This window comes from Glaesserella australis (assembly GCF_003260095.1).
Taxonomy (GTDB): Bacteria; Pseudomonadota; Gammaproteobacteria; order Enterobacterales; family Pasteurellaceae; genus Glaesserella; species Glaesserella australis.
This window is the reverse complement of record NZ_PTPX01000017.1, coordinates 68,645-85,087: the sequence shown is the minus strand read 5'-3', so window position 1 is coordinate 85,087 and position 16,443 is coordinate 68,645. Positions and strand designations below refer to the sequence as shown.

17 protein-coding genes are annotated in these 16,443 nt (G+C 42.8%); 6 read left to right on the top strand and 11 right to left on the bottom strand.

Features of this window, described 5'->3' with window-relative positions; translation table 11 throughout:
- Positions 1 to 65 precede the first annotated feature (65 nt).
- The 8 genes from apt to C5N92_RS08695 form a co-directional block, all read right to left on the bottom strand.
- Entirely contained in the window at positions 66 to 608 is a 543-nt protein-coding gene (gene apt, locus C5N92_RS08730; protein WP_111750468.1) for an adenine phosphoribosyltransferase, read from the bottom strand.
- A 135-nt stretch (positions 609 to 743) separates the two neighbouring features.
- On the bottom strand, positions 744 to 1,964 hold the full coding sequence (locus C5N92_RS08725; RefSeq protein ID WP_111750467.1) for a PHB depolymerase family esterase: 1,221 nt from the start codon (positions 1,962 to 1,964) through the stop codon (positions 744 to 746).
- A gap of 26 nt (positions 1,965 to 1,990) precedes the next feature.
- The gene (locus C5N92_RS08720) at positions 1,991 to 2,533 is read right to left on the bottom strand and encodes a tetratricopeptide repeat protein (protein WP_111750466.1); all 543 of its coding nucleotides are present in this window, start codon (positions 2,531 to 2,533) and stop codon (positions 1,991 to 1,993) included.
- A 332-nt stretch (positions 2,534 to 2,865) separates the two neighbouring features.
- A complete protein-coding gene (locus C5N92_RS08715) occupies positions 2,866 to 3,666 on the bottom strand; it encodes a class I SAM-dependent methyltransferase (protein WP_111750465.1) in 801 nt (266 codons plus the stop codon).
- An 8-nt stretch (positions 3,667 to 3,674) separates the two neighbouring features.
- Positions 3,675 to 4,433 (bottom strand): ABC transporter ATP-binding protein, encoded by a 759-nt coding sequence (locus C5N92_RS08710; RefSeq protein ID WP_111750464.1) that lies wholly within the window; start codon positions 4,431 to 4,433, stop codon positions 3,675 to 3,677.
- A 97-nt stretch (positions 4,434 to 4,530) separates the two neighbouring features.
- On the bottom strand, positions 4,531 to 6,606 hold the full coding sequence (locus C5N92_RS08705) for a TonB-dependent receptor plug domain-containing protein (RefSeq protein WP_111750463.1): 2,076 nt from the start codon (positions 6,604 to 6,606) through the stop codon (positions 4,531 to 4,533).
- 131 nt (positions 6,607 to 6,737) lie between these two features.
- Complete coding sequence (locus C5N92_RS08700; RefSeq protein WP_111750462.1) at positions 6,738 to 6,938, bottom strand: molybdopterin biosynthesis protein MoeB; 201 nt, start codon at positions 6,936 to 6,938, stop codon at positions 6,738 to 6,740.
- Positions 6,938 to 7,669, bottom strand: coding sequence for a thiamine biosynthesis protein ThiG (locus tag C5N92_RS08695; RefSeq protein WP_111750461.1), 732 nt, complete (start codon positions 7,667 to 7,669; stop codon positions 6,938 to 6,940). Before C5N92_RS08695 ends, C5N92_RS08700 begins: the two co-directional genes overlap by 1 nt.
- Before the next feature lie 213 nt (positions 7,670 to 7,882).
- Here C5N92_RS08695 and C5N92_RS08690 point away from each other — a divergent pair, with 213 nt between their 5' ends.
- Genes C5N92_RS08690 through modD form a run of 4 tightly spaced genes read left to right on the top strand, consistent with a single transcriptional unit; the run spans position 7,883 to position 11,586 of the window.
- Entirely contained in the window at positions 7,883 to 8,866 is a 984-nt protein-coding gene (locus tag C5N92_RS08690) for a FecCD family ABC transporter permease (RefSeq protein WP_111750460.1), read from the top strand.
- Between the two features lie 11 nt (positions 8,867 to 8,877).
- Positions 8,878 to 9,666 carry an ABC transporter ATP-binding protein gene (locus C5N92_RS08685; protein WP_111750459.1) on the top strand — a complete coding sequence of 263 codons (789 nt, stop codon included), beginning with the start codon at positions 8,878 to 8,880 and terminating at the stop codon, positions 9,664 to 9,666.
- A gap of 14 nt (positions 9,667 to 9,680) precedes the next feature.
- Positions 9,681 to 10,718 carry an ABC transporter substrate-binding protein gene (locus C5N92_RS08680; protein WP_111750548.1) on the top strand — a complete coding sequence of 346 codons (1,038 nt, stop codon included), beginning with the start codon at positions 9,681 to 9,683 and terminating at the stop codon, positions 10,716 to 10,718.
- Between the two features lie 16 nt (positions 10,719 to 10,734).
- The gene (modD, locus tag C5N92_RS08675; protein WP_111750458.1) at positions 10,735 to 11,586 is read left to right on the top strand and encodes a ModD protein; all 852 of its coding nucleotides are present in this window, start codon (positions 10,735 to 10,737) and stop codon (positions 11,584 to 11,586) included.
- 2 nt (positions 11,587 to 11,588) lie between these two features.
- On the opposite strand, the gene C5N92_RS08670 is transcribed toward modD, so the two are convergent.
- Together C5N92_RS08670 and C5N92_RS08665 are read right to left on the bottom strand one after the other, a co-directional pair.
- Positions 11,589 to 12,575 (bottom strand): FecCD family ABC transporter permease, encoded by a 987-nt coding sequence (locus tag C5N92_RS08670; RefSeq protein WP_111750457.1) that lies wholly within the window; start codon positions 12,573 to 12,575, stop codon positions 11,589 to 11,591.
- Positions 12,575 to 13,585, bottom strand: coding sequence for an iron ABC transporter substrate-binding protein (locus tag C5N92_RS08665; RefSeq protein WP_111750456.1), 1,011 nt, complete (start codon positions 13,583 to 13,585; stop codon positions 12,575 to 12,577). The genes C5N92_RS08670 and C5N92_RS08665 overlap by 1 nt, the downstream gene beginning before the upstream one ends.
- 173 nt (positions 13,586 to 13,758) lie before the next feature.
- Here C5N92_RS08665 and C5N92_RS08660 point away from each other — a divergent pair, with 173 nt between their 5' ends.
- Complete coding sequence (locus C5N92_RS08660; RefSeq protein WP_111750455.1) at positions 13,759 to 14,874, top strand: MBL fold metallo-hydrolase; 1,116 nt, start codon at positions 13,759 to 13,761, stop codon at positions 14,872 to 14,874.
- An 80-nt stretch (positions 14,875 to 14,954) separates the two neighbouring features.
- On the opposite strand, the gene C5N92_RS08655 is transcribed toward C5N92_RS08660, so the two are convergent.
- On the bottom strand, positions 14,955 to 15,884 hold the full coding sequence (locus C5N92_RS08655; protein WP_202820558.1) for a LysR family transcriptional regulator: 930 nt from the start codon (positions 15,882 to 15,884) through the stop codon (positions 14,955 to 14,957).
- Positions 15,885 to 16,000: 116 nt separating this feature from the next.
- On the opposite strand from C5N92_RS08655, the gene C5N92_RS08650 reads away from it, so the two are divergent.
- The gene (locus tag C5N92_RS08650) at positions 16,001 to 16,441 is read left to right on the top strand and encodes a DoxX family membrane protein (protein WP_111750454.1); all 441 of its coding nucleotides are present in this window, start codon (positions 16,001 to 16,003) and stop codon (positions 16,439 to 16,441) included.
- The last annotated feature ends 2 nt before the right edge of the window (positions 16,442 to 16,443 follow it).

Here is a 16,443-nt window from a genome sequence, read left to right as displayed (position 1 = left end):
TCTCTCCCGTAAACGGGAGAAAGGAAGAACTCGACAACCTAGTTTTTTCAACGTGGGGAATTTTATTAGTGACCTTCAAAACTCACTAACGAATATGAATTCACACCGAGTTTTTCCAAGCGTTCTTTACCGCCCAAATCAGGAAGCCAAATCACAAACGCCGCATTTTCAACAGTACCATTTAAACGGCGAATTAACTGCACTGTTGCTTCTACCGTACCACCTGTTGCAAGCAAGTCGTCGATCACCAATACATTATCACCTGCTTGAATAGAATCTGTATGAATTTCCAACGTATCTTCACCATACTCAAGGGCATAAGATTGTGAAATCACCGCACGGGGTAATTTTTTCGGCTTACGCACCAACACAAACGGTACACCTAACGCCAATGCTACAGGCGCACCAAAGATAAAACCACGAGACTCCGTGCCGACAATTTTGGTGATCCCTTTATCTTTAAATTCCGCCACAATCGCATCAACAGACGCTTGGAATGCTGCTGGCACTTCTAATAAAGACGTAATATCACGGAAGATAATCCCTGCTTTTGGGTAATCAGGAATAGATTTAATAGATGATTTGATTAGCTCAAGTTGCTGGCTCATTTTTTGACCTTTTAAACAAGAAAAATAACCTGTGGAATTTAGCAAAATTTATAGGAATTACAAGGAAAAAATAGAACAAGCGGTGCGTTGTTGCAAAAAATTTGCAAAATCGCACCGCTTACTTGAAAGTTTGGATTATTTACGTTGGCTAAACAACCAATCTTGAATCGCCGTGATGTTATACGCCACTTTCCATGTTGCCATATGGGCAATAGCTGGCATATCGCTGCGTAATTTCTCGTGTTTCAACGAACCGCCTGCAAAGGTCGCAAAATGAATGTTTCCGCCTTGTGCTAAAAGGGCTTTCACGTTTTCGTTTAGCTCGTCAATGCTTGCTTCTCCATTCCAACCAAAACTTTCTTTCACTACACCGCCGTTTGCCGCCAAGACTTTGACGATCTCTTTTTCGGTCGGGAATGCTTTCGGATCTTTTTCAGAGACTAAGATAAACAGCTTGTTTTTTGCCATTGGTGCAGTTTTGGTCGGCTCCCACTGCCCTGCCACGATGTAGCTCGCCGCAAAGAAATCAGGGTATTTGATGTTCATCGCAATGCTCATCATTGCACCGCCACTCTGCCCTGTGGTATAAAGGCGATTTTGGTCGATGTTGTATGCTTTGCTCAACGATTTGATCAGGTTGATCGTTGGGTCTAAATCCGCAGGATCGTCCGATTGATCGTTGGTAATAGTATGGTCAAACTGCGGTGCTAACACAAAGGCTTCGTGGCGAGCTTGAAACTCTGGCATCGCCCAAACCGCTGCCCCATTGCCTTGATACAAAGTGTTTTTGACATTGCTATTGGTTGAACCTGCATCGTGAATAAACATCACCAACGGATAAGATTTTTTCGGATCGTAGTTTTTCGGCACATAAAGATTGTACAGCACTTTGATCCCTGTCGCTTCATCGGTGAAAACGTGTTGGGTGAAATTTTCCGCCACTAACTGACGAAGTTTGCTGGTGGTTACTTTTTCCGCTTTCGCTTTGCGGTTATCGCTCACTTCTAACACTACATCACGCTCAAAAGATGGCTCTCGTCCAACGTGGGCTGTAACAAAGCCACTGTCCGCTGGCTCAAGGGTCAATAACACTAAATCAGATTTCGGGCTGTCGCAGTAAGGCACGGTTTTCTCGGCACACTCCACCACGCTGGTGGCTTTTAACACAGTGCGACCATTGACGCTGAATTTATCCGCTTGCACCTTAGTTTGTGGTTGGTCGTATTTTAATAACACGTGATTGACCTGTTGCCCTTCGCCTGTTGGCTGGCTGACTGCGGTGGCATCAACAATACCTGCCAATGCAGAACCCGAGAAAACGAAAGTCAATAACGCAGAAAGTTTAGTCAATTTCATAAAGATTTCCTTGTAAAGAATGATGATTAAAGAATACGTTTAATAGCAGTTTCCGCCTGTTTTTCACCAGCATTTAGCGCCTTTTGATACCAATCTAACGCCAACTGGCGATCCGCTTTGACCCCAATGCCCTGTTCATAAATCCGCCCCAATGCCATTAATGCAGGGGCAGAAATTATATCCCCCCGTTGAGCAGATTGCTGATAATAGTCTAACGCTTTAGCATAATTTTGTGCGATTCCTACCCCATTTTCATAGAGATAACCCAGCCAATACTGCGACGTAATATCGCCCTTATCGGCGGCTTTTTGGAACTGCACAAAGGCTTGCTCGGGATTTTTCTCCACGCCCAACCCGTTTAACAACATCAAACCTAAATAACGTGGTGCTTTCATATGCCCTTGATTATCCGCTTGCTCAAAATAGGTGCGAGCCGTTTGGTAATCTTTGGCTTGGTATAAAGCAACGCCTTTATCTAAGGCAATTTTCGCTGTTGTGTTAGACGCAAGGCTGGACACCGTACCACAAGCGGTAAGTAGTAAGGTCGTCATAAGTAGCAGTTTTTTCATAAAATCTCCCTGTTGAATGTGGGTAGGATAATGGGTAAATCTTAATAAATGCTTAAGAGCATTGATAATTCAAAAAATGTAATCGCTTAATGAAACAAAGTAGGGTGGGTTTTAACCCACACATTTCTTCTTTGAAAAACATTCCCTTCCCCCGTTTACGGGGGAAGGTGCCGAAGGAGGAAGGGGGGATTGCAAACGAAGTTGCAACAAGACATTGCATTTATATGGCTTACTTCCCCCCCCTCAGCCTTCGGCAGCTCCCCCCGCAAGCAGGGGAGCGAATGCTATAAAATCATAGTGTTATGTGACATTTTACGAATTATCAACAGCCCCTAAACTTCCCACTCAATAAACGCCCACTGCGCTTGTCCGTGTGTGATTTTTTGTTGAGATTGCTCTCTTTGTTGATAGAACTGTTGCAATTTGGTTCGCTCTTGTTCCGTCAAGGTGCCGAGAGAAAACTCCACTGCATTTTGCAAGTCTTGGTAATTTTCACCTTGAAACTCACCGCTTGCACCTTGCAAGAAATGCAATTCTGCCTGAATACCACGTTGATATAGGCGATTGAGCAGGTAAATATAGGTCGGAAAGCCAATCGCATCTCGCCCAATCGCTTGGAAAACGCCGCTGTCGAGAAAATGGGGCTGGGTGATAGCGGTGAGATAGACCCGTTTTTTTGCTTTGGCGGTGAGTTTGTCGATCATATCATCAAGATCAGCCACAAGGGTTGAGCGAGAAGCGATCACAATATCCGCCTGTGGTACATCCGCCCAATCATCGTTCCACGATTTATGTAACGGCACAATGTTGTTCAAGCCGAGTTGCTGTTGATAATGGCTCAAGAGTTGCAACATTCCTGCACTAAAATCTAACGCATACACCTGTTGGCAACGTTTGGCGAGCGGAATAGCAAGGGTTCCCGGCCCTGAGCCAATGTCCAACACGCTGTCTGTCGGATCGATACGCATTTTGTCGATAAATTGCGTAGTGTAGCTGTTCTCTTTTTCGACAAATTTTTCACCAAAAGCCACCGCTTTTTTATCCCATTTTTCTGCACTGACATCGTGATAACGGCAAGCCACTAAGTGCTTTTTGTACAATGTCGCAAAATCAATTTCATAAAACGAGTTCATATTTTCTCCTAAAAAGGTAAATGCTGTGCTAGCAAATCGGCTTCAATTTTATAGGTTTGAGCCAGTTGTTCGAGAGTGAGCATCGCCTTTTTCTCCCCTTGTAGAAAGGCAGGCGAACGCTGTTTATCCAAAATCACAATGCTGTCGGCTAAATAATGTGCTTGTTGAGGCGAATGTGTGGTAATCAGCAGGGCAATTTGCTGTTGGCGAAGCCGTTTAATCTGTTCTAACAGCCGAATTTGATTGCCAAAATCAAGGCTTGACGCAGGTTCATCCATAATCAGCAATTTGGCTTGTTGGGCAATCGCTCGGGCAATCAGCACCAACTGCTTCTCACCGCCACTAAGTTGATGATAATAACGGGGAGCTAAATGGGCGATCTGCATTGTCTCTAGGGCTTGCAGGGCAATTTGTTCATCGGTTTTAGCTGGAGTTTGGTACCATTTCAAATACGCCGAACGCCCCATCAGCACCATCTCTTTCACGCTAAACGGAAACAGGCTTTGATGAGCTTGGGGAACATAGGCAATCTGTTGAGCCAGCTCCTGCTGGCTGTAGCTAGCAAGCGGTTGGTTATCAAACCAAATTTGCCCCTGCAAACTCGGCTGAATACCGAGCAAGGTGCGTAAAAAGGTGCTTTTCCCTGCCCCATTCGCCCCGAGAATACAGCAAATTTCTTGCGATTTTAACTGAAAATGAATGTCTGAAATCAGCGGCTGTTTGCCATAGCCGATTGTCAGATTTTCGGTGGTGATCAACGGCTTCATTGTTGCCCTTTTAATAATAATTCGGCAAAGTAGCTTATTTTATATATAACACTACTTTGCCGATACGTTTATGTAAATAAAATCTTAGTAAGTAAACTTAGAATTTATAGCGGATATTACCAAAGAATACACGACCTTCTTCAGGGAAACCTTCACGATATTCATAGTTTTTGTCAAACAGATTTGAAACACCTGCTTCTAAAGCCAAGTTTTCAACAGGCTTGTAGGTAAATTTCACATCTGTTACCCCAAAACCTGCCAATTTAGTATCTTGTTGGCTTTGTGAATAACGGCTACCGACTAACTCTTGTGAAAGATAAGCGCTGAATTTCGGTGTAATTTGGTAATCTACATAAACAAAGCCTTTATGTTTTGGTAAATCATAGATTAAAGCATCTTTGTTTTTGTACTTCGCACGGATATAGGTGTAGTTACCGCCAAGTTGTAACGCATCTGTTACAAAGTAAGTGGCACTGAGTTCTGCGCCTTTATAGTCGGCAGTATCAATGTTTTGTGCTTGGCGTGTGCCATCTGCTAAATTTACATTACCAATTTCATCTTTTACTCTTGAGTAAAAGAGCGCACTTTCAACCCTTAAATTGTCTGTGAGATTTTTCGCATAGGCGATCTCGTAGTGGTGTGCCGTTTCAGGTTTTAAGTATGGATTTGGGGTATTTTGCCCTAAACGTTTTGAGTATCTCTCTTTCATACTCGCAAAGTAGGTTTTCTTCGCATAGCTGAGGCTTAACTCATCATCGGCAAAGAAACTGTGTTTTAAGGCGATTTGATAGTTCAATGCGTGGCGTTTGCCCACATCAAAATCATAAATGCCATATACATCACGCCCCGTACCTGAACCGCTACCACTTCCTGAACCACCACTTGAACGGCTAACCACAATATAATCTTCGGCACTGACTGCATCTCTAGTGTCGTAGCTAGAACCTAAAATTAACTTAGTAGCTTCGCTAAATTTATGGGTATATTCAAGCCCGAAAGAGTAAGTTCTATCCGCCATTTTTTGCCACGGCTCTTCACCTGTTTTTACGCCACGAGCATTATAAATATCGTTCTTTTCTTTATGCACATCATATTTATAACTGGTAGCAAACTTCAACTCATTGTGCGGGTTGATATTCCAGCCTAATTCAACACCTGCTCCATAAGTTTTATCATCATAATAACTTGGCGCATTGCTAGCATTGTGAGCGGTAAGTTGGTTTGTGGTGTAAGCGTTTAATTGGTTTTCAAAGGTATCGTAATAGAACTTAGTTTTTACATAGAACGCATCATTAAGTTGAGTGTGTGATAAGAAGTAAACCCCTTCTTTATCCCAAACTGGCCAATCCCAAAAACGATTGACTTGCTGTCTCCACGTTGCATATTTGCCCGTATAGAATGGTTGCTGTTTTTCACCTTTTTGATTGGTATAAGCAATGACATATTCATCGGTCGCATTTGGTGTGTAACCAAATTTCAGGCTGATTTTTCTATCTTTTTGGATTGAATTTTCACGTCTATTGCCGTCTTCATTGCCGTAGCTATCTGCTTTGAAGTCTTTAGCAAGTTGCTGACCTCTATCTTGCATAAAGCTACCGCCCGCTTGGAAGTAGAATTTATCTTGGCGTGTGCCGATATTAAAATCAAGGTTATTGCCGAACGTACCGCTACTTCTGCCACGTTCAAAACCATAACCGATCTCACCTTCTAAGGCTTTGGTTGGTTTTTGGCTGATTAAGTTGATTGCGCCACCCATCGTATTCGCACCGTAAAGCACCGAGCTTGCGCCTTTGGATACGACAACACGGCTTAAATCAAAGGTGGTAAAACGTCCAAAGTCGGCATTGCCGTCATAAGGCACATAAACCGGAATACCGTCAATAAAGAGTGGTACACGTCTAGCATCAAAACCGCGCACATAGAAATTTTGCTCGCCTCTTGCGCCTTTTTTGTCCACATAAAGCCCTGCGGTACTTGGGGCAATTTCAGAAAGGCGTTTGATTTGGTTTTGTTGAAGTTGCTCACGTTCAATAACAGCAACATTCGCATCACTCGCTTGTTGAGAACCCACATTTCCAACTACCTCAACTTCACCCAAGCTAAATACTTCAGCATTTGCCGTTATTGCCGCTGTTGTTGCAGCAATACAGGTAATCGCAATCTTTTTTTTCATTTTTAATCCTTAAGTTCATTATTATAGTAAATCGCTATTTATATTCATATATAGCGATGGCGATATGTTAATCATAAATAAACTTTTTGCAAGTTTTTAAAATTAAGAAAAAACAGTAAAAATGAAAAGACTCACTTTAATTTAAAACAGGTAAAGCTCTCTTTTTGCCAACGTCGAAACAGGCAGTTAAAACAGCTCTGTAATTCGCTATCAACTAATTCGTCATCGTCGGCATCTACCGTAAAATGTGGGCAACTTGCGGCACTTTCTCGAGCCTTAGGGTAGTGATATTTATCATAAAGAAATTGCCCATTTTCATCGAAATTTTGCATTAAAACGCCCTTAATGTATCAATATCAAAGGTCATAAAAATGCCGTCATCGTTCTGTTTGGCGAGCAACACCGCTTGATGATGTTTAATCACCAGTTTAATTTTATCTTTAAACTGCACCATTGCTGTGCGGTCAATTGGATTAAAATCTTCATCTAACACTCTATCGCAAAGTTTGGCATCTAAAATTTCCGCCACGCTCATCAGCGGTTTTGGTGGTTTTGCTTTACCTTTTACTCTACCGTCTTCGCCAGTGAGCCTGAGCCCAAGCCCTGCCAATGCACCAATCACGCCACGCCCTTCGTTGGTTAATGGTTTGAGATAAATATGGTTTTTCTCGGCAACTGCCAAGGCTTCTGCTTTTTCGATTACTTCATTTTTGGCACGCAGACCAAATTGGATAATCTGTTGTACATTCTTAATTTCATCTTCAAAGACTGCACAAAATCCAGCTTCTGCACTTGGCGCACTTTCTTTCAGTAACAGATCTTCGGCAAAACGAATAATGTCAGGCAGTGCACTTTTCTCGACTTGAGTACTAAATGACATAGAACTGTTGTGGGAAGTGTAATCGATCCGTTCATCGAGCAATAACTGATGACGACCAATAAAGGTGCAAGGAGCAAAATGTTGGCTGATATAGTTTGCAATCATTTCGGCTAACATTCCCGTGGATTTGGGATAACCCAATTCATCGGTATCATCAATGCAGAGATATAGTGTCTGTTTCATCGTTCCCCCAGGAAAATAAAATTCGTCAGATTTTACTTATTACAGCCGGTCTGTTTGCACGCAAAATTTGCAAATTTTTAGGCTCAACTGACCGCTTGTAGTAAGCACAACATTAGCTTACCTTATATCGATATATAAATATATACATAATGCTTCTTTATTATTCAATAAAAACAAGATAGACTGTTCGCATCTCTCTTTTGACCTAATACTATGAAATACTCGTTTAGCATTCTGTTTCTCACCACTTTGATGATAGTGACAGCCCTGATGTCTCTATCGTTAGGTCGTATGGGCATTCCTGTTGAAAATGTGATTGATACATTACTGGGAAATAATCCCAATGCGATGGAAAATAACGTTATTCTAAATCTCAGATTACCACGCATTTTAAGTGCATTGCTTATTGGCTGTGCTATGGCGATAGCAGGCACTGTCTTTCAAGGTATCTTTCGTAATCCGCTGGTTTCACCGGGAATGTTAGGTGTTTCAAATGGGGCTTGTATTGGTGCGGCTTTAGCTATCATTTTTGGTTGGCACCTTTGGGGCATTCAGCTACTTGCCTTTGTTGGCGGTATTTGTGCTGTAATGCTGACATTGGTGATTCCACGATTAATGAAAAAAGATTCCGCCATTATTCTTGTGCTATCGGGTGTTATTGTTTCAGGTTTTATGGCGGCTTGTATGGGGTTGATCACCTACCTTGCGGATCCAGAAACAGAGCTTGCCGATATTGTCTATTGGCAATTAGGTAGCCTTGCCAAATCGAACTATACGAATTTAATCTACCTTTCCCCTATTATGATTGGTTCAGCCATTGCCCTATTTGCGATGCGTTGGCGGATAAATTTATTATCCCTTGGGGAGCAAGAAGCCAAATTAGTCGGGGTGAATGTCAAACTTGAACGTAATGCGATGATTGTCTTTTCAACCTTACTCACCGCTTCCGCCGTCTGTATGAGCGGAACAATTGGTTGGATTGGCTTAATTATTCCCCATTTAGCGAGAATGCTGATCGGTGATAATAATTTGAGAACATTGCCAGTGGCGGCATTAATCGGTGCTACCTTTTTATTGGTTGTCGATACTGTCGCTCGTAATTTATACACCCAAGAAGTGCCGCTCAGTATTTTAACGGGATTTATCGGTGCACCGTTTTTTGCTTGGATCTTAATTCGTCAGCGTGTTGTTGAGTAAAGGAATACACTATGTTAAACGTCAAAAACATTGTATTTAAACGTGGCGAACGGACAATTCTCAACGATGTTAGCCTAAGCCTAGAGAAAGGGGAACTTTTAACGCTGTTAGGGGCAAATGGGGTAGGCAAATCAACCTTATTAAATTGTATTGCAGGATTACTCGTACCAAATCAAGGCGATGTATTGTTAAATGGCATTTCGCTTTCCCGTTTAAGTGCTAAGCAAGTCGCTCGTCAAATTGCTTATATTTCACAACACTCTCCCCAAACCTACCAATACTCTGTTAAAGATTATGTTGTACTCGGGCGTGCAAGCCATTTAAATATGTTTGATAAACCAAGCGAAGCGGACTATCAGCTTGTGGAAGATGCATTGCAAAGGCTGGGTATTTCACACTTAATTGATCATATTTATATGCAACTTAGCGGTGGGCAAAAACAGTTAGTCAATATTGCTAAAGTATTAGTGCAACAACCCCAACTGATTTTATTTGATGAACCAACGTCTGCCTTAGATTACGGCAATGTCTTTAAGGTATTACGCTTAATTCAAACATTGGCGGAACATCAATTTACAGTGATTATGACAACGCATAATCCTGAACACCCTATTTTGCTACATCATAAGCTCCCCCATAGCAAAACAGCGTTACTCACTAGCGAAGGCAAATTATGTGTTGGCAATACCGCTGACATTATCACTGAACCTAATTTAACCCAACTTTACCAATATGCGAATTTGCGTCTTTTTAATGTCGCAGAGCTAGAACGTAAAGTTTGTACTATTTCTCGTTTATAAAAGGACTCTTTATGATGCTCAAACATTTCAACATTTTTAATCGTACATTGGCGATTACTTTGCTCACCAGCTTTTTAATCGCCCCAATCAGTCAAGCTCGAGTTGTTCAAGATATTGAAGGAAAAGGAATTGAACTACCTGAAAAAGTAGAGCGTATCGTCGATTTATGGCCTGCAAACAATCAAATGGTGCTTTTGCTTGGTGGTGCCGATAAATTAGTCGGAACAGCCAAACCGATAGTCAATAATCCTTGGTTTGTTGAAGTTTATCCGAAAATTAAAGATGTGCCTGTATTAGCAAATGGCAACGATGTAAACATCGAAAGTCTATTGGCACAAAATCCCGATGTGGCTTTAATGTCAAATAAAAATCAGCTTAAACTGGTTGAACAAGCGGGCGTAAAAGGTGTGTTAGTGATGTTCCAAGATTTTGATGGGTTGAAAAAGACGCTTCAAATCACGGCAAATGTTATCGGCGGTAATGCACCAAACATTGCTCAAGAATATATCAAAGAGCTTGATGGTAACATTCAATTTGTTGCTGACCGACTCAAAGATTTGAAAGAAGAAGAACGTCCGACAGTTATTCATATCGCTAACGGTTCAAACACCACCAAAATTGATGGCGGAATGTCGATTGTCGGCGAATGGGTAAAATTGGCAGGTGGAAAAAATGCGTTTAACGACAAAGCCAACCTTGTTGATGTCACGATGGAAGATATATTAAGAGTGAATCCTGATGTCATTATTGTAGGGAGTGCCAATGCTGTACAGGGCGTAGAGAAAATTTTATCTGATCCTATTTGGAAAGAGCTACAAGCGGTGCAAAAAGGCAGAGTTTATGTAAACCCACAAGGCACATTCCCTTGGGATCGTTACAGTGCCGAAGAAGCACTACAAGTGCTGTGGGCAGCAAAATTATTACACCCAACAAAATTCGAAGATGTTGATATGGTTGCTAAAACTCAGGCGTTTTATAAAAAATATTACAATTATGATCTCAGCAAAGAAAATGCCGAGCAGATTTTAAAAGGCGGATCGCCGATTAAATAAACGTCAAGGAACTTATATGATCTACTTTTCAGACAAAGAACTCGATGATTTTTTATTAGAAGACATTTATCGTGGCGATCTGACGACCCACGCTTTAGAACTGGAAAAAATCCCTGCTCGGATTTTATTTAAACGTAAAAATGCAGGGATTGTGGCTGGCGTTCAGGTGGCGGAGAAATTGTTAAGAAAGCTTGATATTCAGCCGCAACTTTTTGTCTCTGATGGGGATTGGGTTGAACAAGGCACGCTGTTGCTCTGTGCTGAAGCCACCGCAGATAAGCTACATCAGGCGTGGAAAGTGGTGCAACTGGTGTTGGAATGGTCTTGCGGCGTGGCACAATATACCGCCGAGATGATCGCCAATGCCAAGCAGATCAACCCAAAAGCCGTTGTGGCTTGTACAAGAAAAAGTATTCCGAATACTCGCAAGTTAGCGACCAATGCGGTACTGGCGGCAGGTGGGCATATTCATCGTCAAGGGATTAGTGAAACTTTATTGGTTTTTACCAATCATCGCAATCTATGTGAAGAGCCTGAAAATTGGTCTGCCATTGTGGATAAACTCAGAATCGAAGCCCCCGAGAATAAAATCACCCTTGAAGCCGATAATTTGCACCAGTTTGAGCAAATGCTTTGTGCTGAACCTGATATTATTCAGCTCGATAAATTCTCGCCTGAACAGGTAGAGCAAGCGTTGCATCTGCTTGAAAAATCACAGAAAAAGATCACTTTATCTGTGGCAGGGGGCGTAAATAAGAACAATGTCGCCGAATATGCCAAATTGGGTATTCAGCTGTTCATTACCTCCGCACCTTATTACGCACCGCCTGAAGATATTAAAGTGGTGATTGAAAAATGGAATGGGTAGAGTTATCTCTGCCCTTTTAACAATAAATAAAGAAAAAACGGCGCTCCACAAAGCGAAGTTAAAATACCGAGTGGGATCTCAATCTGTGCTACCGTTCTTGCAAGGGTGTCGGTTAAAACCAAAAAGCTGGCACCGAGCAAAATCGAGACGGGCAACAAGCGGATAAAATTCGCCCCGACCAATAAACGTGCGATATGTGGCACGACCAACCCGACCCAGCCGATAATGCCCGTAATGGAGACGGCACTGGCGGTGCAAAGGGTGGTGAAAATAATCAACAAGTAGCGAGTGCGTTTCACCGATACACCCAATGCTTTGGCTTCATCTTCATCAAGGGAGAGCAAATTCAACCGCCAACGCAGTAAGAAGATCGGAAAAATCCCGAGTATAATCAACGGGGTAAGTTGAATAGCATCGTCTAAATTGACCGCTGTAAGACTGCCTAATAGCCAAAAGGTAATGCTCGGTAACTGGGTAAATGGGTCGGCAAGGATTTTTAACAACGAAATGCCTGCCCCTAACAATGAACCTATCGCAATGCCTGAAAGTACGAGTACCAACACAGGATCTCGCTCTCGATTAGCACTGGCAATCAGCGACACGATCAGCACCGCCAAAATCCCACCGCTAAAGGCAAAAAGTTGTACATAAATCATCGGCAACTGGCAGAAAATCGCCAAAGACGCTCCAAATCCAGCCCCTGCGGATACGCCTAAAATATCAGGCGACACTAGCGGATTTTTGAACATTCCCTGATAGGTCGCCCCTGCACAAGCCAACGCCGAGCCCACCAAACACGCCACGATAATGCGTGGAATACGAATATGCCACAGCACCGTTTGCGTTTGGTTTGCTTCACACTCTTGCCACAAACAGACCAAGCCCTGCCAAAGCTCCGTTGGGGAAATCGCATATTTCCCCACATTTAACGAGAGCAAGACAGAGCCAATCAGTAACAGGATAAAAATCGGCAATAAACGGTGAGCCATTAGTTTTTCGATTGTGGCATTAGCTCTTTGGCTTGTTCATCACTCAACTCAATTTGATAGAACAATTTGTAGAACGCCTTAACTTGTGGCACAAACTCGTCCGCTTTTTTGCCTGCCAAATGATGTTGCAACCATTCCATACCCAATAGACGATTTAAACTCGGCGGCGAGTCTAACCAACCAAACGGCTTATTCGACACAAGATAAACTTGCTTATTTTTCACCGCATTGAGAGCTTGCCATTGCGGATTGTCCCAAACGCTTTGATAAAATTCAGGGAACTGGGTAAAGATAATATCAGGGTTCCACTGCAACAACTGCTCCATTGAGACTTTCGCCAAGCCTTTATGATCGCCCGTTGCCACATTTTTCAGCCCGACCAACTCCATTGCTTCCGTATGAATTGAGCCAGCAAAGCCGGTCTCCAAACCGTCCGCACCACGAGCGAGATAAACGGTTTTTGCAAAATTTTGGGTATTTCCGACCGCTTGTGCTAACACATTTTCTGCATATTTTGCCAAAGGTTCAGCCTGCTCGCTGTTGCCAACCAGTTTGCCTAATTCACGCAATAATTCAGGGGTACGGGTCAAAGCACCGTCTAACAACACATAAGGCACTTGAGTGTGGGCTTGGGTTTTCTTCGCTTGATCGAGATAATTTGGCGACACATTGCCCACATCAACAATCAAACTTGGGGCAAGTGCTACGATTTTTTCAGGGGAAAGGGTACTGTTTTTGCCCGACACACGCCCGAGCGTTTCAAGCTGTTGCAAAGCTGGCGGAAATAATTTCCCTGCCGCTGACTGCATTTTAAAGCCTGCAAAGCCCGCTAATTTTTCAGGAGCAACGGCAAGTAACACCACATCACTCGGGTTGCCCGCACTGATGATTTTCTGCACCGTTTCAGGCTTCGGCAACTCGCCAAAATGCACGCTGATCGGATTTTCTGCCGCATTACTCAACGATGATGCAAACAGTAATGTTGCTAAAGGTAATAGCCACTTTTTCATAGGTTCTCCAGTAGTTGTGAGAGTTATCATTATATAGACAATTATATAGAGATAACGTTTTTACAACAAGAGAACAAGCGGTTAGATTTTTGGGCGATTTACATCGTGGTGTTTTATTCATATAAACTTTGATAATATGCCCTTATTCAACAAAAACTTACTTGGGCATAAAGATGAAAAAATCACTTAAATTTTTGAAATGCTTTTCTGCGGTGGCGGTTGCAGTATGTGCTGGTGTGGGAGCATTTTTAACCTTGCACCCCACTTTTGGCGGCAAGCCCGATGCGGAAAGTTTAGCCAAGATCCGTGCCTCATCGGCATTTGACGGCACGAGATTTGTGAATTTAGAACCAACGATGAATATGACCGTTAAAGAGCGTGAAGACTTTTCCGTATGGGATTGGGTACTCAATGTCGTCAATCCGCCGCCGAATAAGCAGCCAAGCGAACCTTTGCCAACCCTTGCCCTTGATGTGTCGCAGTTGCAAAACGGCAGTTTGGCGTGGTTTGGACATTCTACGGTGCTGTTTCAAACCGATAATCAACGTTTTTTGATCGATCCTGTTTTTTATCGTGCTTCGCCCGTGCCTTTGACTGGAAAGCCGTTCGCGATGACCCACACTCCTACTATTGACGAACTTCCGCCTATTGATGCCGTGTTGATTTCTCACGATCATTACGATCATTTGGATTACAACGCCATACGCGAGTTAGACAGCAAAACCCAGCATTTTTATGTGCCGTTGGGTGTCAAAGCCCATTTGCAACGTTGGGGCATTGCCGATAGCAAAATCACGGAAATGGATTGGCACGAACAAGTCAAGCAGGGCAACGCCACGATTACGCTTGTGCCGTCTCGCCATTTTAGCGGACGTACTTGGGGAGCGGACAGCCCGACATTGTGGGGCGGTTATGTGGTGAAATCGCCAGATTTATCGCTCTATTTTAGCGGCGACAGCGGTTACGGCACGCATTTTGCGAAACACATCGCTCAGTATGCCCCCTTTGATGTGGTGCTAATGGAAAACGGTGCGTATAACAAACAATGGGCGTTGATACACCAACAACCCGAAGAGAGTTTTCAGGCAGCTAAAGATGTTAAAGCAACCTTGCTTGTGCCAATCCACTGGGCGAAATTTGATCTAGCCTATCACGCTTGGAAAGAGCCGATTGAACGCTTGCTCAACAGCAATACCCCACCACAAATGCAAATCGCCACGCCCAAAATCGGGCAGGTATTTCACTTTAGCCAACCGCCAACGGAAAAATGGTGGGAAAGTGTGAAGTAGTGGGGAAATCCAAGAGCGGTTGGATTTTAGGGATTTTTTGCAAATTGCAAAATTTTCTCAAAATTCAACCGCTCTTTAATTTATTCTCTCTGCCACAACGGATTTCGTTCAATCAAATCTTCCACCCATTGTTGAAACAGCTTCACTCGTTTCGGCGTATAGCGTGAATGGGGGTAAATAAAACTCATCGGCATAGCTTGAAGTGGGTAATCTTTTAACACTTGCACCAATTCGCCTGTGGCTAAATAAGGCTCGGCAAAGGCTTTTGGCACATAGCCGATGCCTAATCCTGCTAACAAAGCATGGTAATAGGTTTGAGCGTTATTGTAGGTTTGGCTTGGGGTTTGGTGAAACAGAATACCGTCTTTGACTTGTTCTCTGATTTCCGCTGCCACATAAACCCGAGCGAGCTTGCCTGTGGCGGCAAATTTAAAGGCTAAGTAACAATGCTGTTCCAAATCTTCCGCATTCTGAATGGGGGCGTGTTGCTGTAAATAGTTCGGTGTAGCACACAAGCAGAACGGCATTTGCCCAATCACTTTTGCCACAAGGCGATCATCAGCAATCACGCCGCCACGAATGGCACAATCCACCCCTTCTTCAACCAAATCCACCACACGCTCGCTACTGCCGATTTCAATGCGTAAATTTGGATATTTGGCTAAAAATGACGGCAAATTCGGCACAATCAGGTGATCGGCAACAGGCGAGGGCAATTCAATTTTCAACAAGCCCGAGACATTATCCCCTTGCTGAACTTCTTGGTTGATTTCTTCAATTTCATCTAAAAGCGGTAAGATCCGTTGATAATACTGCAAACCATCCGCTGTCGGCGAAACACGGCGAGTGGTTCGATGTAACAATTTAACACCTAACTGATTTTCAAGGCTTTGAATTTGCCCTGAAAGCGTGGTGGTCGCCACATTTAAATCTTCCGATGCGTTTTTAAAATTGCCTGTTTCCACAATGCGACAAAAGGCACGCATTGCTTCGAGTTTATCTAATGCCATTATCCTACCCTATTATGCGAGTTTTCGTATAGAGAAAACGATTTTACGTTATTTATCGTAGAATATGCAAACCCTATAATCTTAAAATCAATTTTCACTTATAGAGTGATAAAACAATGATTTTAGGTTATTTCAAATTATTTTTACGTTTCAGTGTCGCGACTTCAATGATTTCTGCCATTGCAGATCGCTTTAACTTATGGAGCCCTGAAATGACGGTTTGGGGAACAATGGACGCATTTATTCAATACGCTACACCAGCAATGTTCTATATTCCTGATCCGCTAATGCCAGCTGCCGCTTGGTTTGCCACCATTGTTGAATTAATTGCGGCAATCACCTTGCTTTTAGGCTTCAAAACGGAATTATCCGCTAAAATTTCAGGTATCGTCTTGGCTGTCTTTGCTCTGTCAATGACCTTTTCATTTGGAATTAAATCGGTATTTGACTATTCGGTATTTAATGCTACCGCAGCCGCATTTTCAATTTTACTGATTAAAGAAAAATTCTTAGAATTAGATTCGTTATTCGATGCTAAAAAAGGTAACCACCAATAACG